This window comes from Chitinasiproducens palmae, assembly GCF_900095735.1.
Classification (GTDB): domain Bacteria; phylum Pseudomonadota; class Gammaproteobacteria; order Burkholderiales; family Burkholderiaceae; genus Chitinasiproducens; species Chitinasiproducens palmae.
Genome location: NZ_FNLO01000006.1, coordinates 281,543 through 307,924, shown reverse-complemented (window position 1 = coordinate 307,924; position 26,382 = coordinate 281,543). Strand labels below are relative to the sequence as shown.

22 protein-coding genes and 1 pseudogene are annotated in these 26,382 nt (G+C 67.8%); 21 read left to right on the top strand and 2 right to left on the bottom strand.

Features of this window, described 5'->3' with window-relative positions; all coding sequences use genetic code 11:
• Positions 1–257 precede the first annotated feature (257 nt).
• The 21 genes and pseudogenes from BLU54_RS12235 to BLU54_RS12135 all read left to right on the top strand — a co-directional run bounded on the left by BLU54_RS12235 (position 258) and on the right by BLU54_RS12135 (position 23,324).
• Positions 258–896, top strand: a complete 639-nt coding sequence (locus BLU54_RS12235) for an alpha/beta hydrolase (protein ID WP_091908480.1) — start codon at positions 258–260, stop codon at positions 894–896.
• A 71-nt stretch (positions 897–967) separates the two neighbouring features.
• Entirely contained in the window at positions 968–1,372 is a 405-nt protein-coding gene (locus BLU54_RS12230) for a nuclear transport factor 2 family protein (RefSeq protein WP_091908478.1), read from the top strand.
• Positions 1,373–2,048: 676 nt separating this feature from the next.
• A complete protein-coding gene (locus BLU54_RS12225; RefSeq protein ID WP_091908476.1) occupies positions 2,049–3,320 on the top strand; it encodes an SfnB family sulfur acquisition oxidoreductase in 1,272 nt (423 codons plus the stop codon).
• A gap of 3 nt (positions 3,321–3,323) precedes the next feature.
• Positions 3,324–4,607: an SfnB family sulfur acquisition oxidoreductase gene (locus BLU54_RS12220; RefSeq protein ID WP_091908474.1), complete on the top strand. Its 1,284-nt coding sequence runs from the start codon at positions 3,324–3,326 to the stop codon at positions 4,605–4,607.
• The gene (locus tag BLU54_RS12215; protein WP_091908472.1) at positions 4,607–5,977 is read left to right on the top strand and encodes an LLM class flavin-dependent oxidoreductase; all 1,371 of its coding nucleotides are present in this window, start codon (positions 4,607–4,609) and stop codon (positions 5,975–5,977) included. Before BLU54_RS12220 ends, BLU54_RS12215 begins: the two co-directional genes overlap by 1 nt.
• Positions 5,978–6,311: 334 nt before the next feature.
• Positions 6,312–7,121 (top strand): MetQ/NlpA family ABC transporter substrate-binding protein, encoded by an 810-nt coding sequence (locus tag BLU54_RS12210; protein WP_091908593.1) that lies wholly within the window; start codon positions 6,312–6,314, stop codon positions 7,119–7,121.
• A gap of 352 nt (positions 7,122–7,473) precedes the next feature.
• Positions 7,474–8,658, top strand: a complete 1,185-nt coding sequence (locus BLU54_RS12205) for a methionine ABC transporter ATP-binding protein (protein WP_235837934.1) — start codon at positions 7,474–7,476, stop codon at positions 8,656–8,658.
• Positions 8,639–9,292 (top strand): methionine ABC transporter permease, encoded by a 654-nt coding sequence (locus BLU54_RS12200; protein WP_091908468.1) that lies wholly within the window; start codon positions 8,639–8,641, stop codon positions 9,290–9,292. The genes BLU54_RS12205 and BLU54_RS12200 overlap by 20 nt, the downstream gene beginning before the upstream one ends.
• A 72-nt stretch (positions 9,293–9,364) precedes the next feature.
• Positions 9,365–10,549, top strand: coding sequence for an acyl-CoA dehydrogenase family protein (locus tag BLU54_RS12195; protein WP_091908466.1), 1,185 nt, complete (start codon positions 9,365–9,367; stop codon positions 10,547–10,549).
• A 30-nt stretch (positions 10,550–10,579) separates the two neighbouring features.
• On the top strand, positions 10,580–11,755 hold the full coding sequence (ssuD, locus tag BLU54_RS12190; RefSeq protein ID WP_091908464.1) for an FMNH2-dependent alkanesulfonate monooxygenase: 1,176 nt from the start codon (positions 10,580–10,582) through the stop codon (positions 11,753–11,755).
• Positions 11,752–12,609, top strand: coding sequence for an amidohydrolase family protein (locus BLU54_RS12185; protein WP_091908462.1), 858 nt, complete (start codon positions 11,752–11,754; stop codon positions 12,607–12,609). Before ssuD ends, BLU54_RS12185 begins: the two co-directional genes overlap by 4 nt.
• A 174-nt stretch (positions 12,610–12,783) precedes the next feature.
• Positions 12,784–13,719 (top strand): MetQ/NlpA family ABC transporter substrate-binding protein, encoded by a 936-nt coding sequence (locus BLU54_RS12180; protein WP_091908460.1) that lies wholly within the window; start codon positions 12,784–12,786, stop codon positions 13,717–13,719.
• A gap of 245 nt (positions 13,720–13,964) precedes the next feature.
• A complete protein-coding gene (gene tauA, locus BLU54_RS12175) occupies positions 13,965–15,107 on the top strand; it encodes a taurine ABC transporter substrate-binding protein (protein WP_235837925.1) in 1,143 nt (380 codons plus the stop codon).
• Positions 15,104–15,862: pseudogene (locus BLU54_RS12170) on the top strand (taurine ABC transporter ATP-binding protein); the annotation flags it as partial. The gene tauA and the pseudogene BLU54_RS12170, both read left to right, overlap by 4 nt.
• A gap of 179 nt (positions 15,863–16,041) precedes the next feature.
• Complete coding sequence (locus tag BLU54_RS12165; RefSeq protein WP_091908454.1) at positions 16,042–16,989, top strand: ABC transporter permease; 948 nt, start codon at positions 16,042–16,044, stop codon at positions 16,987–16,989.
• Between the two features lie 132 nt (positions 16,990–17,121).
• Positions 17,122–18,255 (top strand): aliphatic sulfonate ABC transporter substrate-binding protein, encoded by a 1,134-nt coding sequence (locus tag BLU54_RS12160; RefSeq protein ID WP_235837924.1) that lies wholly within the window; start codon positions 17,122–17,124, stop codon positions 18,253–18,255.
• On the top strand, positions 18,245–19,171 hold the full coding sequence (locus BLU54_RS12155) for an ABC transporter permease (protein ID WP_235837923.1): 927 nt from the start codon (positions 18,245–18,247) through the stop codon (positions 19,169–19,171). The genes BLU54_RS12160 and BLU54_RS12155 overlap by 11 nt, the downstream gene beginning before the upstream one ends.
• Positions 19,168–19,986, top strand: coding sequence for an ABC transporter ATP-binding protein (locus BLU54_RS12150; RefSeq protein WP_091908450.1), 819 nt, complete (start codon positions 19,168–19,170; stop codon positions 19,984–19,986). Before BLU54_RS12155 ends, BLU54_RS12150 begins: the two co-directional genes overlap by 4 nt.
• Before the next feature lie 227 nt (positions 19,987–20,213).
• Positions 20,214–21,239 carry a TRAP transporter substrate-binding protein gene (locus BLU54_RS12145; protein WP_091908448.1) on the top strand — a complete coding sequence of 342 codons (1,026 nt, stop codon included), beginning with the start codon at positions 20,214–20,216 and terminating at the stop codon, positions 21,237–21,239.
• 28 nt (positions 21,240–21,267) lie between these two features.
• Complete coding sequence (locus BLU54_RS12140; protein ID WP_235837922.1) at positions 21,268–22,269, top strand: thiamine pyrophosphate-dependent dehydrogenase E1 component subunit alpha; 1,002 nt, start codon at positions 21,268–21,270, stop codon at positions 22,267–22,269.
• Positions 22,266–23,324, top strand: coding sequence for an alpha-ketoacid dehydrogenase subunit beta (locus tag BLU54_RS12135; protein ID WP_091908446.1), 1,059 nt, complete (start codon positions 22,266–22,268; stop codon positions 23,322–23,324). Before BLU54_RS12140 ends, BLU54_RS12135 begins: the two co-directional genes overlap by 4 nt.
• A gap of 64 nt (positions 23,325–23,388) precedes the next feature.
• Here BLU54_RS12135 and BLU54_RS12130 read toward each other — a convergent pair whose 3' ends face one another.
• Positions 23,389–24,600, bottom strand: coding sequence for an aminotransferase-like domain-containing protein (locus BLU54_RS12130; RefSeq protein WP_091908444.1), 1,212 nt, complete (start codon positions 24,598–24,600; stop codon positions 23,389–23,391).
• A 24-nt stretch (positions 24,601–24,624) separates the two neighbouring features.
• On the bottom strand, positions 24,625–26,124 hold the full coding sequence (gene amaB, locus BLU54_RS12125; protein ID WP_091908442.1) for an L-piperidine-6-carboxylate dehydrogenase: 1,500 nt from the start codon (positions 26,122–26,124) through the stop codon (positions 24,625–24,627).
• Between the last annotated feature and the right edge of the window lie 258 nt (positions 26,125–26,382).

The following is a 26,382-nucleotide window of genomic DNA, read 5'->3' as shown; positions in this document are numbered from 1 at the left end:
CACTGACTGTCAATTGCTCAAAAATAATTGCGTGGCGGCAGAATGGACGAACGGAAGCCGAGCAACTGCGCTTGTTAGACGACGATGACGGATTTTCCACTGATGGGCCCATGAAGTGGCGCGCCGTGTCGAGTGATGGATTGCCGCCGAGGTCGCCTTCGTCGGCCTTCCTGCATCCGGACCATCCGGCGCGCGCGGCGTGGCCACTTCGCGTTATCCTTCCGAATCACGTGCCCCGAGTCGAATCCGCTTCACACATGCAGACCTCGATTGCCGGCCCTGCCGGGACCATCCAGCTGTTGGTCGACCTGCCCGAGGCGACGCCACACGGCATTGCGATGGTCAGCCACCCGCAACCACTGCTCGGCGGCAACCCGCGTCACATCGTGCCGCACAGCATTGCGCGTGGACTGCGCGCGGCAGGCTGGATCGCGGTGCGGCCCAGCTTCCGCGGCGTCGATGGGTCGGAGGGGAGCTATAGCGACGGCGTCGGCGAGGCAGACGACGCGGTCGTCGTCGCAGACCATTTGCGGCACCTCTACCCCGGTCTGCCGCTCGCGCTGGTCGGCTTTTCATTTGGGGCGCATGTCTATGCGAGGGCAGCCTGCCTGCTGGAATCACGCGCACCGGTACACGCCATCGCGCTGCTCGGCCTGCCAGTGGGACGCGTGCCGGGCGGCCGCGCATACGAGGCATTGCCGTTGCCGGACCGAACGCTCCTGCTGCACGGTCAAGACGATGCGATGGCGCCCTTGCCGCAGTTGCTGGCATGGGGAAGCGCGCGGCAGCATCCAGTGACCGTGTTTCCGGGCACCGATCATTTCTTCAAGGGCTGTCTGCCGCGCGCGACTGCGTTGATCGTCAGCCATCTAGGCCGCGACGGCCTGCCAGCCTGACCGCGCTCGCCGTAGCTCGCCGCAAGCGAGACGCTCGCACTTTTGTTCAACCGTCACGTAACGAGACAGCCATGCAAGCCGCCGATCCCCTCGCCGTTGTCCAACGCTTTTTTCGCCGGGCCGGCACTGCCCAGGACGTGAGCGAGATCGCCGAACTGGTGAGCGAAGACGTCGATTGGTTCGTCGCGGGCGATCTCGAAACGGTACCGTGGATCGGACGCAAGGCGGGTCGCGCTGGCGCGGCGCAGTTCTACGCGCAGATTCGCGAGCAGCTGATTTCCGAACGTTTCGAGATTACGACGTTCGTCGCGCAGGGCGAACGGGTGCTGGCGCTCGGCGAACTCGCGTCGCGTGTCCGGCGTACCGGCAAGCTGATCGAATCCGAATTCGCCTTTGACTTCGTCGTCAAGAATGGGCTTATCACGCGCTTCCGGCTGTTCGAGGACAGCTTCGCCGTGGCCGCCGCCTGCGCCTGAGGCCAACAGCGCGGTGCCGTCCTGGCCGCCGCAGCGACGGTGCTGGCGGTTGGCGTGGCGCGCCGCGTAGCCACGGGTGCTAGGCAGCCAGGCCACCCCGGACGTCGTCCACCGCGCGACGCCCGCTCGCGCGCCATTGCGCCCCATTGCGCCCCATTGCGCCCCATTGCGCTCCGTCAAGGCTGCCACCGCTGGCTCGTGCGCTGCCGTCCGGAGGGCGGGAACCGCGGCGCTGCCCTCTTTTCTGCCCTCCCGCTGCGCCTCGTCACGCTGCGCGTCCTTGCGCCGGCACCTCAGGCCCGATTAGTTCGACGGTCCGCGCATGACGCCGGCTCGGACATCGAACCTGCTCGCACGCGAGGCGCCGCACCGACCGCCATGATGATCGCGTTCAGCGGTCTGCAACGCGCCATCGAACCGGCATCGTCCGAAGCAAAACGAAAATGCAAGTTCGAATTTGATGGTTAGCGCCGCGCCACTCTGCTGGTCAAATAAGCCCTGCCGTCCACTTGGACATTCGCGCAGCATGCCGAACACGATTCATGGGAACGCGCGGGCCGCCAGTCACATGGGCGGCCCACTGCGTGCACCGCCTTGTCTGCAAGCCGAGTGACAAGCGGGTTTTCCCTAATCCCCCGGGGTCGCTCGCGGACGGCGAAGGCAGCCAGGACATCCGATGAGCGTCACAGAAAATGCAACCACTGGGTCAGACACATCGACACGACGACCCGAGCCGATCGACCCGTCACGCGTCGCACGGCTGCGCGGCGATCAGGAAGCGATCGATGCCGCGCATCGTCTAGCCGAACGTTTTTCCCGCGACGCTGCTGAGCGGGACCGCTCGCGTCGCCTGCCTTGGGACGAACTGGCGCTTTGGTCTGAAAGCGGCTTGGGTGCGATAACGGTACCGCGTGAACACGGCGGTGCCGACGTGTCGTTCGTGACGCTGGTCGAGACCTTCGTGATCCTGTGCGCCGCAGACGCCGCGCTGGGCCAGATCCCGCAGAATCACTATGGTGTCCTACGGGTCCTACGCGAGGCCGGTTCGGCCGCTCAGCAACGGCGCCTGTTCGGTGAAGTGCTGGCCGGGGTGCGTCTCGGTAACGCGGGGCCGGAGCGCAAGTCGCCTCAGGCCAGTACGATCCTGCACGGCACCACGCGACTGCGTCGCACGCCGTCGGGTCTGCGCCTGAGCGGACGTCGCTTCTATTCGACCGGCGCCTTGTTCGCGCACCGCATCCCGGCGCGCGCGCTCGATGACGACGGTCGCGCGGTGCAGGTGTGGGTGCCCCACGAGGCACCGGGCGTGCGCGTGATCGACGATTGGCGAGCGATCGGACAACGCATCACCGCAAGCGGTAGCGTGCATTTCGACGACGTGCCGGTCGATGCGGACGACGTCCTCCCCCTCTGGCAACTGGCCGACCGCCCCGGTCTGTATGGTCCAGCGTCCCAGCTGCTGCAGGCGGCCATCGATCAGGGCATCGCGCAGGCCGCCATCGAAGACACGCTGCGTTTCGTGCGCGAGCGTGCCCGCCCATGGATGGATTCAAACGTTGCGCGTGCGGTCGACGATCCCTACATCATCGCCGACGTGGGACGGCTGACCGTCGGCCTCCACGCGGCACACGCGGTGCTGATCGAGGCCGCCGAAGCGCTGGATCAGCTGCACCGGCTGCCGGCCGGCACGCTCGACGCCGAGCACAGCGCCCGGGCATCGGTCGCGGTCGCCGAAGCCAAGGTTCTGACCACCCGCGCCGCGCTCGACGCCAGCGAGAAGCTTTTCGAACTGGCGGGCTCGGCAGCCACGCGCGCGCCGTTCAATCTCGATCGTCACTGGCGCAACGCGCGCACGCACACGCTGCACGATCCGGTGCGTTGGAAAACGCATCTGCTCGGCAACTACCGTCTGAATCACGTGCTGCCGGCGCGTCACTCCTGGAATTGAACGATGTGCCCCGTGCGAACCATCCAGTCCGGGCCTGACGCCGTGCAGCGCCCGCCCGCGCCATCCGGCGACACAGCGCTGCGCGCCCTGGCGCCGACGCACGCCCCGCCGGCGCTTCCCGACAGTGCCGCCGCGCTTGCCAAGGCGGACGCGCTCGCCGACGCATTCGCCCGCGACGCCGCGGCGCGCGATCGCGACCGCCTGCTGCCGTGGCACGAACTCGATGCCTACGTCGCCAGCGGTCTCTGGGCAATCACGGTCCCCGCCGAGTTCGGCGGTCCGGGACTGGACAGCGGCACGCTTGCCGAGTCGGTCGCGCGCATCGCCGCCGCGGACGGCTCGCTGGGTCAGATTCCCCAGAACCACTACTACGCACTGGAAGTGCTGCGCGTCGGCGGCAGCGAAGCGCAGCAACGGTATTTCTACGAGCGGGTGCTGGCCGGCGAGCGTTTCGGCAATGCGCTGGCCGAGATCGGTCACAAGGATTTCAAGCGCCGCACGCGGCTGCTTCGCGACGGCGAGCGCTGTTACATCGAGGGCATCAAGTTCTACTGCACCGGGGCGCTCTACGCCCATTGGATCCCGACGCTGGTCGTCGACGACAGCCTCGGCGACGGAACCACGTTTCTCGCATTCGTGCCCCGTTGGGCCGACGGTGTCTCGATCATCGACGACTGGGATGGCTTCGGCCAGCGCGTGACCGGCAGCGGCTCCGTGCATTTCGAGCGGGTCGAGGTTCGCCCCGAGTGGATCGTGCCATTCCAGGCCTCGTTCGAGCGTCCGACGACGATCGGACCGTTCGCCCAGTTGCTGCACGCGGCGATCGACCTGGGCCTCGCGCGCGGTGCGTTCGCCGCGACGCTCGACTTCGTGCGCGACGAGGCCCGTCCCTGGGTCGATGCGAAGGTCGAGCGCGCCAGCGACGACCCACTCGCGATCGAACGCATCGGCGACATCGCGGTCGGGATCCGCGCCGCAGAGGCATTGCTTCGCCGCGCCGCCCGCTTCGTCGATGCAGCGCAGGCGGAACCCGATGCACGCACGGTGGCGGAAGCCTCGATCGCGGTGGCCGAGGTTCGCGCCGCGACCACGGTTGCCTCGCTCGACGCCGGTAGCCGGCTCTTCGAACTGTCGGGCACCAGCGCCACGCTCGACGATCGCCGGCTGGACCGCTTCTGGCGCAACGCCCGGACACACACACTGCACGATCCCGTGCGGTGGAAATACCATGCGATCGGCAACTACGTGCTTAACGACGTGCTGCCGCCGCGCCACGGAGCATTGTGATGCGCAAGCGCGAGATCCTGCTCAACGCGTTCAACATGAATTGCGTGAGCCACATCAATCACGGACTGTGGACGCATCCGCGCGACCGCTCCGGCGACTATCGGCACCTGAGCTACTGGACCGAGCTGGCGCGCACGCTGGAGCGTGGCCTGTTCGACGGCCTGTTCCTGGCCGACATCGTCGGGGTCTACGACGTCTATCGAAACGATGTCGACGTGACGCTGCGCGAATCCATCCAGTTGCCGGTCAACGATCCGACCCTGCTGGTGCCGGCGATGGCCGCGGTGACGCGCCATCTCGGCTTCGGCGTCACCGTCAATTTGAGCTACGAAGCGCCTTACCTGCTCGCGCGCCGCTTCTCGACGCTCGATCACCTGAGCGACGGTCGGATCGGCTGGAACATCGTCACCGGCTATCTCGACAGTGCGGCACGCGCGATGGGCGTCGACACGCAATTGCCGCATGACGAACGCTACGAGCGCGCCGATGAATACATGGCGTTGCTCTACAAGTTGTGGGAGGGCAGTTGGGACGACGACGCGGTGCGCCGGGACAAGACGGCGCGCGTCTACGCCGATCCGGCACGCGTGCATCGCGTGCGGCACACCGGGCGCTACTACCGGGCAGACGGCTACCACCTGAGCGAGCCGTCGCCGCAACGCACGCCCGTGTTGTTCCAGGCCGGCAGTTCCGGACGCGGACAGCGCTTTGCTGCCGAGCACGCGGAATGTGTGTTCATTTCCCCGCCTGACAAGGCGGCGGCGCGCAAGACCGTGCAGGCCCTGCACGAAGCGCTGCGGCGCGTTGGACGCGCGCCCGAGGACGTCAAGGTGTTCGTGGGAATCGCCGTGGTGCCGGGCGCGACGCCGGCCGAGGCGCGCGCCAAGTACGACGACTATCGTCAATATGCCAGCCGCGAGGCAGGTCTCGCCCACTTCGCCGCCAGCACCGGCGTCGACTATGCCCAGTACGATCTCGACGAACCGATCGACTACAGCGGCGGCAACGCAATCCAGTCGGCTTCGCGCACCGCCGCCGAACGCGGCTGGACGCGCCGCAGCCTGCTCGAGATGTTCGGATTCGGCGGCCGTTATCCGGCCATCGTCGGCGATCCGGCGCAAGTGGCCGACGAGTTGGAATCGTGGCTCGACGAAACGGGTATCGACGGCTTCAATTTGAGCCGCACCGTGGTGCCGGAAAGCTACGAGGATTTCGTCGACCTGGTGATCCCGGAGCTGCAGCATCGCGGCCGCTACAAAACTGCCTACGCGCCCGGCACGCTGCGCCAACGCCTGTTCGGACAGGGTGACCGTCTGCCGGAACGGCACGGCGCCGCGCGTTATCGGTCACGCATCGAGGTCGCGGCATGACGGCGCGGAACGTCGATCGCGCCGGGGCGGTCCGACTCCGCCCGATGCCCGGGGGCGACAGCCGTCCCCGCCCGCTTCGGCGGTGCCGCGTCGAGCCGCGGCTTCGAAACCGCTGCGACCGGGCCGGCTGTGCGGACCACGCAGCGTTGCGTCGCGTGGCCCGCACCGGGGCCGGGCTTCGATCGGCTGATGTCGCTCGACCGAACGACGCGCGGCGCCCTATCGCAGACCGCCCTAAAGCAGCCTACCCCGCCGCCTCCCGCTCTGCCATCGCCCGCGGTCGTTCGTGCCAGGGACCGCTGTGTATCGTCGCCTTCTCCCGCTCACTATGACCATGACTGTCTCGCGACTTCTCGCTGCCACTCTCTTCGCGTTTGCCGGCCTGACCTGCGCGGTAGCCGCGCCGCTGCGCATCGGTGTGACGCCGGGCTCGCTTGCCGATTCGGTCGAGGTGGCCGCAGGCGAGGCAAAGAAGCAGGGCCTCGATGTGAAGGTGGTCGAGTTCACCGACTGGACCACGCCGAACACGGCACTGGCCGCCGGCGATCTGGATCTCAATTACTTCCAGCATCAGGCTTTTCTGGATAACGCGATCAAGGAGCGCGGCTACAAGCTGCGCACGGCCGGCGTCGGACTGCTGCCGAACATCGGCCTGTATTCGCTGAAGGTGCAGCGCTTCGACCAGTTGCGAGACGGCGCGCGTGTCGCGGTCGCCAGCGATCCGGTCAACCAGGGTAGAGGCTTGCTGCTGCTCGCGCGCGCCGGCTTGATCACGCTCAAGTCGGGCGTCGGCGCGCGCGGCACGTTGGACGACATCGCGGCAAACCCGAAGCATCTCAAGTTCGTCGAGATCGAGGGGCCGCAACTCGTGCGAGTGCTCGACGACGTCGATCTGGCCCAGGGCTACCCCGCGCATTACGTCGCGGCCGGCAAGCCCGAGCTGGCGGGTCGCGCGTTGCTTTATTCGGGCGTCGACGACAGCTACTTCGCGATCCGCTTTGTCAGCCGCGACGACAACGCAAACGATCCGCGCATCCGTCAATTCATCACGCTGTACCAGAACTCGCCGGCGGTGCGTGCGCAGATCCATCGTTCGATGGCGGACAACGACAAGCTGTACAGCTTGCCTTGGCTGAAACGGTGAGGGACTGGTGATGACACGAAGCCTCGCGCTACAAGCCGGCAACCTGGCGGACCGGCTCCGCACCGCGCTGTCGTCACGGTTCGTGCTGCGCCCGAGCCTGCTGGCGTCGCTGCCCGGTCGTCTGGCGGCGCCGCTCCCGGCCGCCGGCGACGGCGGACAGACGGCGGACGCAGCATCCCAACGTCATCCGCAGGCGGCACCCACGCAGCAGGCCGACCCGCCCACACTGGGCCGAAGCGGCATTGCCGATGCGCCTGCAAACGGCACGTTTTACGACGGCGCATGTCACGACGGCGCATGTCACGACGGCGCATGTCACGACGACGCATTTCACGACAGCACGCATCACGCGGTGGGCGGCACGCCTGTCGCGAAGGCTCAGCCGTCGAACGGCGATGCGGCGGACGCCGGCGAGGGACGAAGGCGCGGCGCGAGCATCGCCTTCGCGCAGATCCGCAAGGACTATGCTGCACCGACCGGCAGGGTGTCCGCGCTACGCGGCATCGACCTGACCATTCCGGCCGGCCGCATCTTCGGCATCATCGGGCGCAGCGGCGCCGGCAAGTCGAGCCTGCTGCGCCTGATCAACCGCCTGGAGATGCCCAGCGCAGGCCGCATCGCGATCGACGGCCTGCCGATCGGCGCGCTCGACGAAAGCGGGCTGGTCGCGCTGCGTCGACGCATTGGCATGGTGTTCCAGCATTTCAATCTGCTCGCTTCCCATACCGTGCGTGCCAACGTTGCGCTGCCCTTGCGCGTGGCTGGCGTGCCGGCGCCGGAGATTGCGCGGCGCGTCGACGAGGCCCTTGCGCTGGTCGGGCTGCTGGACAAGCGCGACGTCTATCCGTCGCGTCTGTCGGGTGGCCAGAAACAGCGCGTCGGCATCGCGCGTGCCTTGGTCAGCCGCCCCGACGTCCTGCTTTGCGACGAGGCCACTTCGGCGCTCGATCCGGAGTCGACGCAAGCGATCCTGCAATTGCTGCGCGACATCAATCGCCGTCTGGGGCTGACGATCGTGCTGATTACGCATGAGATGACCGTCATCCGCGAAATCTGCGACGACGTACTTGTGCTGGACCGCGGCGAGATGGTCGAGACGGGCCCCGTCTGGCGGGTGTTCGGCCACCCCCGGCACGAGGCGACGCGAGCCTTGCTCCGCCCGCTCGAACATGCGCTGCCGGAGGAGTTCGCCACGCGCCTGCGGCCCACGCCGCCGAGCCCTGCCTCGCTCGAAGTTCTGGAACTGCGCTACGACGGCACGCGCGAGCCTGACCTGGCGGCCCTGCACGAGGCGCTCGGCGGCCCCGTGCAACTGCTGCAGGGCGGTGTCGACCGAATCCAAGGCCATACCCAGGGTCGCCTGCTGATTGCGGTACGCACCCCCACAGTGACGCAGAGCACGCCACCGACTGCGACGCCGCCAGGCGGGTTGGACGCCCACTCGGCCCACTCGGCCCGTTCGGCCACCGAGCGGCTGACCCACGCCGCGCTGGCCACCGAAATCAGGAGTCTCGGCTATGTCGCCGCTCGTGCTTGATCGCCTGTTGCAAGGCTGCCTGGACACGCTGCTGATGGTCAGCGCGTCGGCACTCCTCGCCGTCACCGCCGGCCTGCCGCTCGCGATCTGGCTGCTGCTGAGTGCGCCCGATGGTTTGTTCCCGGCGCCGCGCGTGAACCGCGTGCTGGCTGCCCTGATCAACGGCTTCCGTGCAACGCCCTTCATCGTGCTGTTGGTGGCCTTGCTGCCCTTCACGCGCCTGGTGACCGGCACGACGATCGGCGTATGGGCGGCGGTGGTGCCCCTTGCCGTGAGCGCCACCCCGTTCTTCGCGCGCATTGCCGAGGTCAGCCTGCGCGAAGTCGACCACGGTCTGATCGAGGCCGCGCAGGCGATGGGTTGCCGGCGCTGGCACATCGTGCGCCACGTCCTGCTGCCCGAAGCGTTGCCCGGCCTGATCGGCGGTTTCACGATCACCCTGGTGTCGATGATCGGCGCGTCGGCGATGGCCGGTGCAGTGGGCGCCGGAGGCCTCGGCGACATCGCCATCCGCTATGGCTACCAGCGCTTCGACACGCTGGTGATGTTTGTCGTGATTGCCATCCTGATTGTCCTGGTGTGCGGCGTGCAGTTCATCGGCGACCGCTGGGTGCGCGCGCTGCGCTGCCGTTGACGCCGTGCGTCGCGCGCCACTGTCTCTCAACCCGGCGCGACGCCAGCCGCGCCCCCCGTTCACGGAGTCCGCATGACACTATCGAGCCCAGCCATCCAAGGCGAACTGGCCCACACGGTCGGGGAGCTTGCCGAGCGCTTCGCCGCCACTGCGGTGGAACGCGACGCGGTCGGCGGCACGCCGAAAGCGGAGCGCGACCTGCTGCGCGAAAGCGGCCTGCTCGCCCTGTCGATCCCGCGCGAATTCGGCGGCCTGGGCGCGACGTGGACCGAAATCCTCGACAGCGTGCGCAGCTTTGCGCGGGTCGACAGCGCCATCGCGCACGTCTACGGCTTCCAGCATCTGCTGCTCGCGACGCTGCGCTTGTTCGGTCGCCCCGCGCAATGGCAACCGCTGTTCGAGCGGACCGCGCGCGAGAACTGGTTCTGGGGCAACGCGCTGAACCCGCTGGACCCGCGGGCCAGCGCCGAGGATCAGGGCGAGTATTGGCGATTCAATGGCAGCAAACGCTTCTGCTCGGGATCGGTCGACGCCGAGATGCTGGTCGTGTCCGGCCGTCAGGGCGAGCACGGCAAGCTGCTGATCGCGGCGATTCCCAGTCAGCGCGAGGGTGTGCGCATCGGTGACGACTGGGACGCAATCGGACAGCGCCAAAGCGACAGCGGCACCGTGACGTTCGACAACGTGCGCGTCGAGTGGAGCGAGTTGCTCCTCGACCCCGGACCGTTGAGCACGCCTTACGCCAGTCTGCGCCCGCTGCTGGCGCAGCTGATCTTCGTGCAGATTTTCCTCGGCATTGCCGAAGGGGCTTTCGACGAGGCGCGCGAGCTGACACTGACGGAGACGCGCCCCTGGTTCCGTTCCGGGGCCGCTCGTGCCGCCGAAGACCCCCACGTCATCGCGCGTTACGGCGAACTGTGGCTCGGGCTGGAAAGCGTGCGCGCGCTGGCCGCGCGGGCGACGCAGCGCTTCGACGAAGCCTGGTTCGTCGGCGATGCGCTCGACGAGCGCAAGCGCGGCGAGGTGGCGCTCGCGATTGCCGCGGCAAAGGTCGCGGCCACCCGCGTCGGTCTCGATGTCTGTACCGGCATCTTCGATGTCGCGGGAGCACGCGCGACGCGCGGCGCGCTGCGGCTCGATCGCTACTGGCGCAACTTGCGCACGCAGACCCTTCACGATCCGGTCGACTACAAAGTGCAGGAACTGGGCGCATGGGCGTTGCACCGCTCGGCGCCGGAACCCTCCTTCTATTCCTGAGCGGCACGCCCCCTTCCAACACGATCTCCGATGAGCCCCGACATTTTCTGGTTCTTGCCCACTTCGGGCGACACGCGCTACCTCGGCAAGTCCGATTTCGGCCGCCCGCCGACGCCGGCCTACATGCGCCAGGTCGCCGCCACCGCGGACGACCTCGGCTACGATGGCCTGCTGCTGCCGACCGGCAGCAGCTGCCTGGATGCCTGGATCACCGCGGCGACGTTGGCCGACGCGACACGCCGCATCAAACTGCTCGTCGCCTTGCGTACCTCGGTAACCGGACCCACGCTCGCGGCACGCCAGGCCGCTACCCTCGACCGCGCACTGGGCGGTCGTCTGCTGCTGAATGTCGTGCCGGGTGGCGATGCAACCGAACTGGGCGCGGACGGCGTATTCCTAGACCACGACGCACGCTACGCGGCGGCCGACGAGTTCCTCACCGTATGGCGCCGCATCGTCGCCGGCGAGACCGTGGACTTTCGCGGCGACTACGTCGACGTGCGCCAGGCGCGCAACTTTCATCCCCCGGTGCAGCGGCCGTATCCGCCGCTCTACATGGGCGGTTCGTCGCCCGCCGCGCACGGACTCGCCGGCAAGCACATCGACGCCTATCTCAGCTGGGGCGAGCCGCCCGCCGCCGTCGCCGAGAAATTCGCCGACGTGCGGCGACGCGCCGCCGAACACGGCCGTACTGTGCGTCTTGGCGTGCGTCTGCACGTGATCGTTCGCGAAACCGAGGCCGAGGCGTGGGCGGATGCGGACCGTCTGATCAGTCGCCTGACCGACGCCGACATCGCGCGCGCCCAGGCGCAATACGCGAGGATGGATTCGGTGGGCCAACAGCGCATGGCGCAACTGCACGGCGGTCGCCGCGACAAGCTGGAAATCAGCCCGAACCTGTGGGCCGGCGTCGGGCTGGTACGCGGCGGCGCGGGCACCGCGCTGGTTGGCGATCCGGAAACCGTCGCCGCGCGGCTGCGCGAGTACCAGGCGCTGGGCGCCGACACGTTCGTGCTCTCCGGCTACCCGCATCTGGAGGAATCGATCCGCTTCGCCGAGTTGGTCTTCCCGCTGCTCGGCAAGACGCCGGTCACCGAGCGCGACCTCACGGTGACCGGTGGCGCGTTCGACGCCCGCGCACAACAGCAAGGCATTGCGCCCGTCGTCGGCCCAACGGTTGCCGGCCAGACGGAGACCCGCGCATGAAGGTCATCGACATGCGTTGCCGCCCGGCCTTTCTGCATGACTTCTTCGGCGCCACGCCGGGCAGCGTTGCCAATGAAACCGCACGCTGGCTGAACCGTCGCGTGGGCACGCGCGGCGACGACGAGCACTATGCGGCAAGCCGCACGCCGGAGGGATTCGTCGCGACCGTACGGGACGCCGGCCTGCGGCGCGCCGTCGTGGTTGGACGCCACACACCGTCGCAACACCTGCCGAACGACACGATCCACAGCATCGTCTCGCCACATCGCGAACTGATCGGCATCGGCGCGGTCGACCCGGCGCTGCAGGGCGAGAGCGCGGCGCTTGCCGAAGCCGAACGCGCGGTGCGCACGCTCGGGCTGGCCGGCATCGACATCGAACCCGGTTTCGGGGCGCCGCCGCGCCTGCCCGACGACCCGGTGTATTTCCCGGTCTATGAACTCTGCGCCAGCCTGCGGGTGCCGGTATTCCTGATGACAGGCCCAACCACGCCCGATCCGCGCTTCAACGATCCGTCACCGGTGGCCAAGGTCGCACGCGCGTTTCCCCACCTGTCGATCGTCGCATACCACGGCTTCTGGCCCAACGTGCCGCAGGCGCTGGGACTGGCCTTTGCCAATCCGAACGTTTATCTGGTCCCCGACATGTATCTGTTCGTGGCCGGAAGCCGGGCGTATGTCGACGCGGCCAACGGCTTTCTCGGCGAGCAGTTGCTGTTCGGCTCGTCGTTTCCTTTCCGTCCGATCCACCAGAGCATCGACGACTTCCAGCAGTTGGGATTCCGGGACGACCGGATCGAGGCGCTGCTGCACGACAACGCGGCACGCCTGTTCGGACTGGCAACGGACGACTGAATGGTTCGTGCGGGCCGCGCACGCGCCACCCTTGCGCCACCCAAGTGCCTCACGCGCGTGGCGCCGCGCATCGCGACCCAGGCAGCAAATCAAGGCGTCCCGTAGAGACCGCGCGGGACGCTCGACACTAAACCGGCACGCCAAGCGCAGCCGGTATTCTTCGGGGAGAAGCAGATGAGCCTGTTCCAACGTAGCGCCGATTCCACCCGCCCAGCCCCGCGCGCGAAGCCCGGCGCAACCCCGCGCGACACGCGGCTGGCCGAGCGCCGCCGGGCGCGACTGCGCCTGGCCGGCGCGGCACTCGCCGCGCTCGCGGTAGCGGCCGGCATCACCTTCCTCGCCGCGGGCAGTCGCCCCGCCTCCGCGGCCGACGCGAGCAAGCGGGAATTGCGCATCGGCGCCACCGCCGGCCCCTATGCCGACCAAGTGCGCTATGGCATCAAACCGACACTCGAAAAGCAAGGCTACCGCGTAACCATTGTCGAGTTTTCCGACTACGTGCAGCCGAACCTTGCACTGGCCGAAGGCGCGCTCGACGCCAACGTCTTCCAACACGAGGTCTACCTGCGTCGCTTTGCGGAAGACCGCAAGCTGCGCCTGTCGGAACTGATCAAGGTGCCGACCGCCCCGATCGGCCTCTACAGCCGCCGCCACAAGTCGCTCGATGAGGTGCGCGATGGCGCGACCGTGTCGCTTCCGAATGACGCGACGAATCAGGCACGCGCGATCATCCTGCTGCAGCAGATCGGCTGGGTAACGCTGAAACCTGGCGTCGATCCGGTCAAGTCGTCGGAGCGCGACATCGGCACCAACCCACATCACATCAAGCTGCTGCCGCTGGAAGCGGCGCAGTTGCCGCGCTCGCTGGACGATGTGGACTATGCGCTGGTCAACGGCAATTTCGCACTCGCCGCCGGCCTGAAGCTGGACGAAGCGTTGCAGCTCGAACAGATTCCGTCGCACTACCTGAACCTTGTCGCGGTTCGCACCGACGATCTGAACAAGCCGTTCGCCAAGGACATCGTCGCCGCCTACCGCTCGCCAGCGTTTCGACAGGTGATCGACACGCGCTTCCAGGGCTTCGACCGACCGCCTTACCTGCGCAACTGAACGCAAAATGCGCGCCGCTGGAACGGCCGTCGCGATGCATCCGCACGCGACGGCCGTGTGGCCGCCGCGAGGCGGACCACGTCGAGTCGGTTTGTGAACCGATCCGTGTGCGGCGTCTCGATCCGCCGTTCTCTGCGTTGTCCGCTGCGTTGTCCGCTGCGTCGCGTGCAGTGCACTGCGCAGGATTTTCCTTCTGGCGGCTTTCATCCATCGCCGCACTCTCAAACCCTTTCTCGATTCCGTCCATGGCAAGCCAACGTCACTTCTCGTTTCGTCATCCTTTCTTTCAACACATGCCCCAGCCGCTGCGCGGGCAGCTTCAACGACGACGGCTCGCCCCGTCGCCCCGCACCGGCCTTGCGCACTTGCGTCGCGCCGCCCGGCACGCGCTGATCGCGGCGGCAACGGTTGTGGCAAGTGTCGCGACCTGCGTCGCCGCCCATGCCGAGACACGCGAAGTCGTGATCGGCTACCAGGACATGGTGGTGCCATGGCGCTACGCGCAGGCGACGCACGCGGTCGAAAAGGCAACCGGCTACAAGGTCAGCTATCGCAAGCTGGGCAGCGGCGCGGATGTCGTGCGCGCACTTGCCTCTGGCGCCATCCAGCTCGGCGAGGCCGGCTCGAGCCCGATTGCCGCCGGTCTCTCGCAGGGCGCCGACATCGCGCTGTTCTGGATTCTCGACAATATCAACGACGCCGAGGCGCTGGTCGCGCGCAACGGCAGCGGGGTCACGCGCGTGGCCGACCTGAAGGGCCATCGCATCGGCCTGCCGTTCGTCTCGACTTCGCACTTCCACGCCTTGCTCGCACTGCGCGAAGCGGGGCTCGATCCATCGACGGTGCGAATCGTCAATCTGCGACCGCCGGAAGTCGCCGCCGCATGGGACCGGGGCGATATCGACGCGACATTCATCTGGGATCCGGTGCTGGCCAAGGTCAAGCGCGACGGACGCGTGCTCGTGACGTCTGGCGAACTGGCACGCAGAACCGGCAAGGCCACCTTCGACGGCTTTGCGGTGAACCGCGCCTTCGCGCGCGACAATGGCGCGTTCCTGGCGGGGTTCGTCAAGGTGTTGGCGGCAGCGGACGCCGATTACCGCGATCATCGTGCGGATTGGACGCCGAGCTCCCCGCAAGTGCAGGCGGTGGCACGGGAATCCGGCGCCAAACCGGACGACGTGCCGGCCAGCCTGGCCCTGTACGCATTCCCGACGCCCGCGGAGCAAGCCTCGAAGGCATGGCTGGGCGGCGGCGCCCAATCGGGAGCGGCTCGCTCGCTGGCCGCCACCGCGGCCTTTCTGAAGGAACAGGGCACCATTCAATCGGTGTTGCCCGACTATGCGGTCGGCGTCGACCCGCGCTACGTCGAGCAGGCCGCGCGGTGAGCGAACTGCAAGTGCGCGGCCTGACGGTCCGCTACGCCGGTGCGTCGCGCGATGCGCTGCAGTCGGTCGATCTGACCCTTGGCGGCGGCGAATTCGTCGTCGCGCTCGGCGCGTCGGGTTGCGGCAAGACCACGCTGTTGAACTGCCTTGCGGGCTTTGTGACACCGAGCGCCGGGCAGATCCTGCTGGACGGTCAAGCCGTGCAAGGCCCGGGCGCCGAACGGGGCGTGGTGTTCCAGCGGCACGCGCTGCTGCCCTGGCTGAACGTGCGCGACAACGTGGCGCTTGGACCCCGGCTGCAAGGCATGTCGCGACGCGAGCGACTGTCCCTGGCACACGACCTCATCGCGGCGGTCGGTCTTGCCGATCACGCGCTGGCACCGGTGTATACGCTATCCGGTGGCATGCAGCAGCGCGTCGGGATCGCACGCGCGCTTGCCAGCGATCCACGCGTGCTCCTGATGGACGAACCGATGGGCGCGCTCGACGCGTTGACGCGTGAAACGATGCAGGAGCTGGTGCTCGAACTCTGGGCGCGGACGCGCAAGACCGTGTTCTTCATCACGCACGACGTCGAGGAAGCCCTGTTTCTCGCAACGCGCATCGTGTTGATGCTGCCGACGCCCGGCCGCATCGCGCAAAGCCATGCGCTGCCGTTCTCGCAACGGTTCCTGAGCACGCGCGACGCGCGCGCCGTGAAGTCCGCACCCGACTTCATCGCCTGGCGCGAGCGCTTGCTGCAGCATCTGCGCGGGGCCGATGCGCAGATCGACGCCGAGTCGAAACCGGCACACGACACTCGGCACGCATCCGCCGCAAGGTACGACAGCGCGGCCGATCGGGAGGGCGGTAGGGACGGCGCTAGCGAGTTCAATGTCGCGGCCGATCCCGCCAGCCGCGCCGCAACCAGCGTCGCAACTACGCCATTGTCAGCATGACCACGCCTTCGCCCTACCCCGAGGCCAACGACGACAGCCGCGCAAGCGACTGCCCCGCTCGGAATACCGACGTCGCACCGGGCGCGTCGGCGCCACACCCGAGCCGTGCCGAGAAGCCACCACGCCAGCGACGCCGGGCCTTGCGCGGGAGCAGCACCGAGCTCGGCCTGCCCGGTCAGGGGTCGACCGTTTTCTTGAGCATTGCCGCCACGGTCGCGCTTGCGTTGCTCTGGTGGCAGACGACGCGCGGTGGCTGGATCCCGCCGCTGTTCCTGCCGTCCCCGGCCGCGGTCTGGCGGGCATTCGTGGATGCGTGGCAGGGCCGCATCCAGGGTGGCCTGCCACTGTCCGAACACTTCGCGTGGAGCGCCGCGCGCGTGTTCGGCGCGTTCGCGGCCGCCGTGCTGCTGGGCGTGCCGGTCGGCCTGCTGATGGGCGTGAATCGGCTGGCGCGCGGCCTGCTCGATCCAGTGCTCGAGTTCTACCGTCCGTTGCCGCCCCTCGCCTACCTGCCGCTGGTAGTGATCTGGTTCGGCATCGACGAGGCCAGCAAGGTGGTCGTGATCTTCCTCGCCTGCTTCGCGCCGATCGCGATGGCCGCTCGCGCCGGCACCCGGGCGGCGAGCGTGGAACAGATCCGCGCCGTCTATTCGCTCGGTGCAACGCCCGCACAGATGATCCGGCACGTCGTGCTGCCCGCCGCCCTGCCCGAAATCCTGACTGGCCTGCGCATCGCGATCGGTTTCGGATGGACGACGCTTGTCGCAGCCGAAATGGTCGCGGCAACCGCCGGACTGGGTCAGATGGTGCTGAACGCGTCGAGCTTCCTGCGCACCGATGTCGTCGTGATGGGCATCATCCTGATCGGACTGATCGCATGGAGCTTCGACCTGCTGATGCGCTGGCTCGAACGGCGCCTGCTGCCCTGGAAGGGGCGTCATTGACGCGCACGGAAAACGCCTCGGTCGCGCCTGCCGAGGCTTGCACGCATCGCGACTTTGGATCTGACAATTTCTTGGTTAGCCGCCACCCGTCGTTGCGCTAACTTGCTGGCTGGTCCATCTCCTGGAAAACCGATGTCTGCTCGTCTCCACGCGCCCGCCTTCACTTCGTTCGTTGCCCCGGCACCCGCCATGTACGGCGCGGCGGTGCCGTCACGACGCGACGTGTCGCCGACCCTCTTCTCGGCGCCGCGCACGCGCGCGGCCGCACCGGCGACGCGACCCGGCCTGGCTCGACGGCTCCGCGCGGGCGTGCATGGCGCAGTACTGGCCACCCTCGCGCTGTTCAGCGGCGCCTCCCAGGCCGCGCCGGCCACCGAACTGCGGCTGGATTACGCCTACTATTCGCCCGAAAGTCTGGTCATCAAACGTCAGGGCTGGCTGGAGCAGGAGGTTGCGGCCGACAAGACTCAGGTCCGCTGGGTGCTGAGCCTAGGCAGCAATCGTGCGCTTGAATACCTGAACAGCGGCGCGATCGATATCGGCTCCAGCGCGGGCCTGGCGGCAGTGCTTGCGAAGGCCAACGGCAATCCGATCCGCGCCGTCTATGTATTCTCGCGGCCGGAGTGGACCGCCCTGGTGGTCCGCAAGGATGCGCCCTATCGCAGCGTCGCCGACCTGAAAGGCAAGAAGATTGCCGCCACGCAAGGCACCGACCCGTTCCTGTTCACGTTGCGCGCGCTGCATGAAGCCGGCCTGGCGCGGGACGACGTCTCGGTTGTCAATCTCCAACATCCGGACGGCCGCATTGCGCTGCGCCAGGGGCAGGTCGACGCCTGGGCCGGGCTCGACCCGCACATGGCCGCCGCCGAAGTCGACGACGGCGCACGCCTGCTGTACCGCAATGTCGCCTACAACACCTACGGCCTGCTCGACGTACGCGAGGACTTCATCCGGGACCATCCGGAAACGCTGCGCAAGGTACTTGCCGTCTACGAGAAGGCGCGGGCGTGGATCGCGTCGCACCCGGACGAGACGGCCCGCATCATCGCGGAAGAATCGAAGGTCTCCCTGCCGGTCGCGAAGCTGCAACTGAGCCGTAACGATTTCAGCCAGCCGTGGCCCGGCCGGCAGCAGGTCGATGCGCTGCAGGCCGCCGCGCCGATCCTGCTGCAGGAACGCCTTGTGAAGCCCGGCACCGATCTGAAGAAGATCATCGATGGCTTGATCGACACGCAGTTCGCGCCACGCGGCGCCCATGGTGGCTGAAATGGGCGCGCGCGTGCAGGAGCCTCGCACGGTGACGTCGCGTGAATCCGCCTGCGAGGCATGCAGCGCTGCGAAGGTTCGCACGCGGCTTCGCTGGTGGCCCCGCAACCGCATTGCACAATGGCGCCTGGCCGGCTATCTGTTCCCGTTGGGGCTGTTGCTGCTGCTCGAAGCGGCGGCGCGCTCCGGACTGGCGCCGCCCAATCTCCTGCCGGCCCCATCGGCGGTGGCCGGCAGTCTCGCCGAGCTGGGCGCCACAAGGCTGTTGCGCCATGTCGGCGCGAGCACGTCCCGCGTGCTGGGCGGCTTCGCGATCGGCGCCGTGCTCGGCATCGTGCTCGGCGGGGCCATGGCGCTCAGCCGCAAGGTCGAGGCATTGCTCGATCCGACTTTCCAGGCGTTGCGCGCCGTCCCGTCGCTGGCCTGGGTGCCGGTGCTGCTGCTGTGGCTGGGCATCGACGAAGGACCGAAGATCGCGCTGACCGCGATCGGCGCGTTCTTTCCCGTGCAATTGAGCGTGCTGGCAGGAATCCGCGGCGTCGACCGCAAGCTCGTCGAATTGGGACGGGTGCATCGTCTGTCGCCGTTGGCCCTGTTCATGCGCATCCTGCTGCCCGCGGCTTTGCCGCAGGTATTGACCGGCCTGCGCACGGGGCTCAGCCTGGCGTGGATGTTCATGGTCGCGGCCGAACTCATCGCCACCACGCGCGGCCTGGGCTACCTGCTCAGCGACGGGCGTGAAACGGGCCGCCTCGACCTGGTCTTCGGCGCCATCTTCTTGCTGGCCGTGCTGGGCAAGATCAGCGACAGCGTGATGAAGTGGCTCGAACAACGCCTGCTCGCCTGGCGCGACGAGACACCCGCGAGCGGGCGTTCGCAACGCACCTCGCCGCCCAATCGGAGGCATTCGTCATGACGGAAGCCGCGCTCCTCGACGTACGCATCGATGAAAAGCGGTACGGCGACCGGACCGTGCTGGGTCGCCTGCGTTTCACGATGCAGGCGGGCGAGATCGTCAGTCTGGTCGGGCCCAGCGGTTGCGGCAAGACCACGCTGCTCCGCATCCTTGCCGGACTCGACGCGGATTATCGCGGCAGCATCCGCCTCGAAGGCACGCGCCTGGACGGCCCGTCGTCGCGCGTAGGCGTCGTCTTTCAGGAACCTCGGCTGCTGCCGTGGCTGCGCGTCACCGACAACGTCTCATTCCCGCTGCGTACCAGCGGCGTGCGTGGTGCGACGGCCACCCGGGTCGCCTCGCTGCTCGACGAGGTTGGCCTGCCGGGCATCGGCGATGCCTTGCCGCGCACACTCTCTGGCGGCATGGCACAACGCGTGGCGATCGCGCGCGGCCTGTTCGCCAACCCGCCCTTCCTGCTGCTCGACGAACCGTTCAGTGCAGTCGATGCAATGACGCGCCTCAAACTGCAGGCGCTGCTCCTGCGGGTCGCGCGCGCGCATCGCTCGGCGGCGATCCTGGTGACTCATGACCTGGACGAAGCCCTCTACCTCTCCGACCGCATCCTGTTGATGGCAACCGCCGCGCCGGATGACCAGATTGGCAGTTCCGGCAGGGTCGCGGGCATCGAAGCGCGCACGCAAGCGTCGGCAGTGGGCGGGTGCATCGCCCAAGAGTGGCGCCTGCCGGCCCATCCGCGCGATCGTTACGACGCGTCGCTTGCGCCGATACGCGAGGCACTGCTCGCCGGTTTGGGACCTGCTTTCGTCGTTTGAAGCCGGCGGCGGCGCACCCGTCCACGTCGCGAGGCCGCGCGCCGCTGTGTACCAACGCATTAGCGCGATAGCGCAATCGACACTAAGCAATGCGGAATTGCTTGGTTGAGGACCCTCCGGCAGCGCTTTACGCTACGCCGTCGTCTGCCTTCCACGCCGCAGCAACCGGCCGGCAGGCTGGCGCATACGGGTCGGCCGGGGGCCGACATTCTCGCGCACGGTCCAACATGTCACTCACTCGCAGACGCTTTCTCACCACCGCCACGGCGGCCGCCAGCGCCGCCGCACTGCCCGCCACCCTGTTGTCGCGTCCGGCGCGCGCCGCCGCACCGTTCCGATACAAACTCTCGAACAATGTCGCCCCGGATCATCCGTTCAACCTGCGTGCCCGCGCCGCCGTCGAGCGTATCCGCGACGAAAGCCGCGGCCAGCTCGACATCCAGATCTTCCCCAACAACCAACTGGGCAGCGACGTCGATGTCCTGAGCCAGACGCGGGCAGGCGCGGTCGAGCTGCAGGCGCTGTCGGCGGTGACGCTCTCGACCCTGGTGCCGGTCTCGTCGATTACCGGCGTGGGCTTTGCGTTCAAGGACTACGACACTGTATGGGCGGCGACCGACGGCAAGCTCGGCGCCCATGTTCGGGAAGAAATCCGCAAGCGCGGCCTCTACGCGTTTTCGCGCGTCTGGGACATCGGCTACCGCCAGATCACGACCAGCGCGCGGCCGGTGCAGACGCCCGCCGACCTGAAGGGATTGAAGATCCGGGTGCCGCCGGGTGCCCTGTGGACCTCGCTGTTCCAGAGCTTTGGCGGCAGTCCGACAACGATCAATTTCAGCGAACTGTACTCGGCGCTGCAGACACGCATCGCCGATGGCGAGGAAAATCCGCTGTCGATCATCGCCACGGCGAAGCTCTTCGAGGTGCAGAAGTTCTGCTCGCTGACGAATCACATGTGGGATGGCCTCTGGCTGCTGGCCAATCCGCGTGCATGGGATCGCCTGCCCGCCGAATTGCGACAGATTGCGGAACGGGCATTCAACGACGCCGCGCTGCTTGAGCGGCAGGACGTCGCCGGGCTCAACCAGTCGCTGCGCGGCGAACTGGCCGGCAAGGGCCTGGTGTTCAACACGCCCGACCCGCAGCCGTTCCGGCAGGCGTTGCGCAGCGCCGGCTTTTACCCGAAGTGGCAGGAGAAGTTCGGCGCCGATGCGTGGGCGTTGCTCGAAGCGTACGCCGGCAAGCTCGTCTGAAGCCCGTCTGCCCCTAGCTCTCATCCTCATGACGACTCTGCTCGATCTCTACCGGACCATGGTCCGCATCCGCGCGTTCGAGGACGCCGCGGAAATCGCCAGCCAGGGCGGCGTTGCCGCCTGGGGACTGGACACGTCCGCTAAACCCGCGCTGATTCGCGGCCCCTTGCATCTGTCCACTGGACAGGAAGCCGTGCCGGCCGGCGTCTGCGCGCACCTGCGGGCGCAGGACCTGCTGACTTCCACGCATCGCGGGCATGGCCACACGCTCGCAAAAGGCGCGGATGTCGGCCGCATGATGGCCGAATTGTTTGGGCGCGCCACCGGCAGCAACAAGGGCAAGGGCGGCTCGATGCACATCGCGGACTTTTCGGTGGGCATGCTGGGCGCCAACGGCGTCGTCGCGGCGGGGCTGCCGATTGCGGTCGGTGCCGCGCACGCGCTGAAGCTCAAAGGCGACGGGCACATTTCCGTCGCCTTCTTCGGCGACGGCGCCATCAACCGCGGCCCGTTTCTCGAAGCGTTGAACTGGGCCGGCGTCTACCACCTGCCCGTCCTGTTCGTCTGCGAGGACAACCGCATCTCGGCCACCACCGCCACCGCACCAATGACCGCCGGCGAGGGCGTGGCCGCACGCGCGCAGTCGCTCGGGATCGTCGCCACGCGCGTCGATGGCAATGACGTCGAAGCCGTGCACCACGTTGCCGGCGAACTGATCGCGGCGATCAGGCAAGGCAGCGGACCACGCCTGCTGCATGCTGTGACCGACAGGCACAAGGGGCACGTCTCGGTGGATCCCGGCACCTATCGCGATCCCGCCGAGGTGGCGGCCGCACTGGAGCGGGACGCACTGAAGCAGACGCGGGCACGACTTGACGCCGCGGGCTTCGGCTCGGCAGCCGACGCCATCGAGCGCGACGCGCAAGCGGAGATCGCCGCCGCGCTTGCCAGCGCGGAAGCCGCACCGTTCCCGCCGAGCACCGACGCATACGAGGATATTGCCGATACTGGCCGAGGAGTTTGGGCATGAGCATCGCAACCGCAACCACAGCCGCAACGCCGCCGACCGCCCTGCAGGCGACGCCGCCCCGAACATTGAACTACGCGCAAGCGGCGGCGCTGGCGCTCGAAGAAGCGATGCGCGACGACCCGAGCGTCGTTGCGCTCGGCGAGGACCTTGGACGCGGCGGCGTGTTCGGACAATACCGGGACAGCGCGGGACTGCCGCTGGCCCGGCGCTTCGGCGGCGAGCGCATCATCGACACGCCGATCTCCGAAGCTGCCATCGTCGGTGCGGCGGTCGGCATGGCGCTGGCCGGATTGCGCCCGGTGGTGGAGCTTCGCGTGATCGACTTCGCATTGTGCGCAATCGACGAGTTGGTCAACCAAGCGGCGAAGAACCGCTTCATGTTCGGCGGCCAAGGGCGCGTGCCGCTGGTGGCGCGCATGCCAATCGGGCTGTGGGGCTGCTCAGCCGCTCAGCATTCGCAGTCCCTGGAGGCGTGGTTCACCCACATTCCAGGCCTCACCGTCGTCGCGCCCAGCACGCCACAGGACAACTACGCGCTGCTGCACGCGGCGCTGAACTCACGGGATCCGGTGGTGTATCTCGAACACAAGGAACTCTGGGGCCTTCGCGGCGAAGTCGCGCTTGCGGGCGCCCACACCGATGCAGCGGAGTTGGGCAAGGCGGCCGTGCGCAGGGAGGGTAGCGACCTGACCGTCGTGACCTGGTCGCGCACTGTGCACGAGGCATTGGCGGCCGCTGAAACCGCCAGCGACGCGGGCATCGACGTGGAAGTGATCGACCTGCGCACGCTATGGCCGTGGGACCGGGACGCGGTATTCGCTTCGGCACGCAAGACCGGGCGCGTACTCGTTGCGCATGAGGCAGTGCAGGTGTCCGGCTTCGGCGCGGAGATTGCCGCAAGTGTGGCCGAGCATACCGAGGCACGTGTCGCGCGGTTGGGCGCGCCTCGCATCCCAGTGGGCTACGGCGTGTTGGAAAGCGAGGCACGGGTGGAGCGCGACAGGATCGGGCAGGCCATCGCTCGACTGGCTGAACGTCCGCGCGGCGTCGACTGAGCCGCGGCCTTTGGACCGTACGCAACGCGCGGCGACCGTGCTGGCGATGCAAGCGGCGCGCCGTTCAGCGCGGCGAAGCCCCGTTCTGGATCGACTGGCGCGCGCGCGCCAGCCGGCTGACGGCTTCGCCGAACTCATCAACCCCAGGTGCCGCGAACGACAAACGGAAGGTGCTGGCATCGACGCGGTCGGCGTAGAAGGCCGTGCCGGGCACGAACAGCACACGCTCGTGTATCGCTTGCGCGAGCAACGCCGACGCATCGATACCATCCATGCGTGCCCACACGAACATGCCGCCCTCGGGGCGCTGGAACTGAACGACGGAGCCCAGTTGGGCATCGAGCGCATCACAGAGCGCCGCGCACTTGCGTTGATAGACGCCGGTGATGCGCGGCAGATGCCGTTGCAGTGCACCCTCGGCCAGATACGCGGCGCCAATCGCCTGCAGCCAGGGCGCGCTGCATAGATCAGCCGTCTGCTTCGCCACCACACACCGCCGCACGATGTCCGAGGGCGCCACCAGCCAGCCGATGCGCAGACCCGGTGCGACGATTTTCGAAAGGCTCCCCAGGTACACGAGCCGTTCGCGTGCCCCGTCCATCTGTTCCGCGAGCGACAGCAGCGAAGGCACGAATTCACCCGCGAAGCGCAAGTCCGCGTACGGTTCGTCCTCGACGATTAGAAAATCAAACCGGATTGCCAGATCGAGCAGCGCCGCGCGACGCTCGCGCGTCAGCGTGGCGCCCGTCGGATTGGCGAAGGTGGGCACCGTATAGAGCAGTTTCGGTCGCCCGGCCGCGCCGCTTTCGAGCATCGCGGTCAGCCGCGCGACGTCCAGCCCATCTTCGTCCACCGGAATCGTCACCACGCGCGCGCGCTGCATGCGCAACGCTTGCAGCGTGGCCGGATACGCCGGCTGTTCCGTGAGCACGACATCGCCGGGCTCGATCATCACGCGCAGGAGCAAGTCGAAGCCCTGCTGCGAGCCCGTCGTGACCATCGTTTCCGTCGACGTCACCGACACGCCGCGCTGCCGCATGATGCGGGCGATCTCGTCTTTGAGTTCGGGCAGACCGTCGGTGGGACCGTATTGCAGGCAGCGCGCCGGCTGCGACCAGGCGTTCGCGGCGGCATGCTGCAAGCCGTCGAGATCGAACAGATCGCTCGCCGGGTAGCCTCCGGCAACCGAGATCATGCCCGGTTCACCGAGATACTTGAACAACTCTCGAATCGGCGAGCCAGTGGGATCGCGAAACGGCTCGCTGAATTGATACATGATGGTGGCTCCGGGGCGCGCTGCTCAGTCGATCGAGAAATCGATACCCTGCGCCAGCGGCAGCGCCGACGAGTAGTTGACCGTATTGGTCGCGCGGCGCATATACGCCTTCCACGCATCGGAGCCGGATTCGCGGCCGCCACCGGTGTCCTTCTCGCCGCCGAACGCGCCGCCGATTTCCGCGCCACTCGGCCCGATATTCACGTTGGCGATGCCGCAATCGCTGCCTGCATCGGACAGGAAGCGCTCCGCCTCGCGCAGATCGGTCGTGAATACGCAGGACGAGAGGCCATGCGCGGCCGCGTTGTTCGCGTCGATCGCTTCGTCGAACGAGCGGTACTTCATCACGTACAGGATCGGCGCGAACGTCTCCGTCAGCATGACCGATGTTTGCGACGGCATCTCGACAATCGCCGGGCGCACGTAGTAGCCGTTCTCGCACCCTGCCACCGCGTGCCGCTCGCCCCCGGTGACGATGCCGCCTTCTGCCTTGGCCTGCGCGAGCGCCGCCTGCATGCGTTCGAACGACTGCGCATCGATCAGAGGCCCCATCAGCGTGCCAGCGGCGAGCGGGTCGCCGATGGCGATCTTGCCGTACAACGTCTTCAGCCGCTCGACGGTGCTGGCGTAAACGCTCTCATGGACGAACAGCCGGCGCAACGTCGTGCAACGCTGGCCGGCGGTGCCCACGGCCGAAAATACAATGCCGCGCAGCGCCAGTTCACCGTCCGCGGTGCCCGTCACGATGCCCGCGTTGTTGCCGCCCAATTCCAGGATCGAGCGGCCGAAGCGCCTGGCTACTTCGACACCGACCGTGCGGCCCATCTCCGTGCTGCCGGTGGCGCTGACGATCGAGGAACGAGGATCGGCGACCAGTTGCGCACCGACCGCTCGGCCCCCGTTGATCACGCAGGCCAGTCCCGGCGGCGCGTCGCCGAACTCCGCCATGGCGTCGGCAAGAATCCGATCGACGGCGAGCGCCGTCAGCGGCGTTTTCTCCGACGGTTTCCAGATCACCGAGTTGCCGCATACCAGCGCGAGCGCCGCGTTCCAGGACCACACCGCGGCCGGGAAATTGAATGCTGAGATCACCGTGCAAACGCCCAGCGGGTGCCAGCTTTCCGACATGCGATGGCCCGGCCGCTCCGACGCGATCGTCAGCCCGTACAGCTGTCGCGACAGCCCGACCGCGAAGTCGCATATGTCGATCATCTCCTGCACTTCCCCCATGCCCTCCTGCAGGATCTTGCCCGTTTCCAGCGTGATCATGTGCCCCAGCGCCGTCTTCTTCTCGCGCAGCTTGTTGCCGAGCAAACGCACGAGCTCGCCGCGCCGCGGCGCCGGCACGTCGCGCCAGCGTCGGTGCGCCGCGGTCGCGGCTGCCAGCGCCGCATCGACCTCGGCGGTCGAATGACTTCTGACCCGCGCGACGATGGCACCGTCGATCGGCGAACTGACGACGATGTCACCGTCGTCGGCCTGGGTCGATAAGCCCAACTCGGACAGGATGGCGGATGCTTTCATGTTCGGTTATCTCCAGTGGGACCGGCGAGCTTGTGCGAGCAGCAAGGTCCCGGTTCAAATAAATCAATCGCAGTACCTGATGCGGGGCCCGCAGCGTCGATGCGGCCACACGCGTCTGCCGGCCGCGGCGATCCGCCAAGCGGTAGGGCTGCACGACGATCGGCGCTCGGATGAAACGCGCGTGGGACGGACGCCATCCGCGCCGTCCGGCGCGGCGGCCGCAACCGCGCTCGCGCGCAGCGCGAGCCGGTCGTCGGA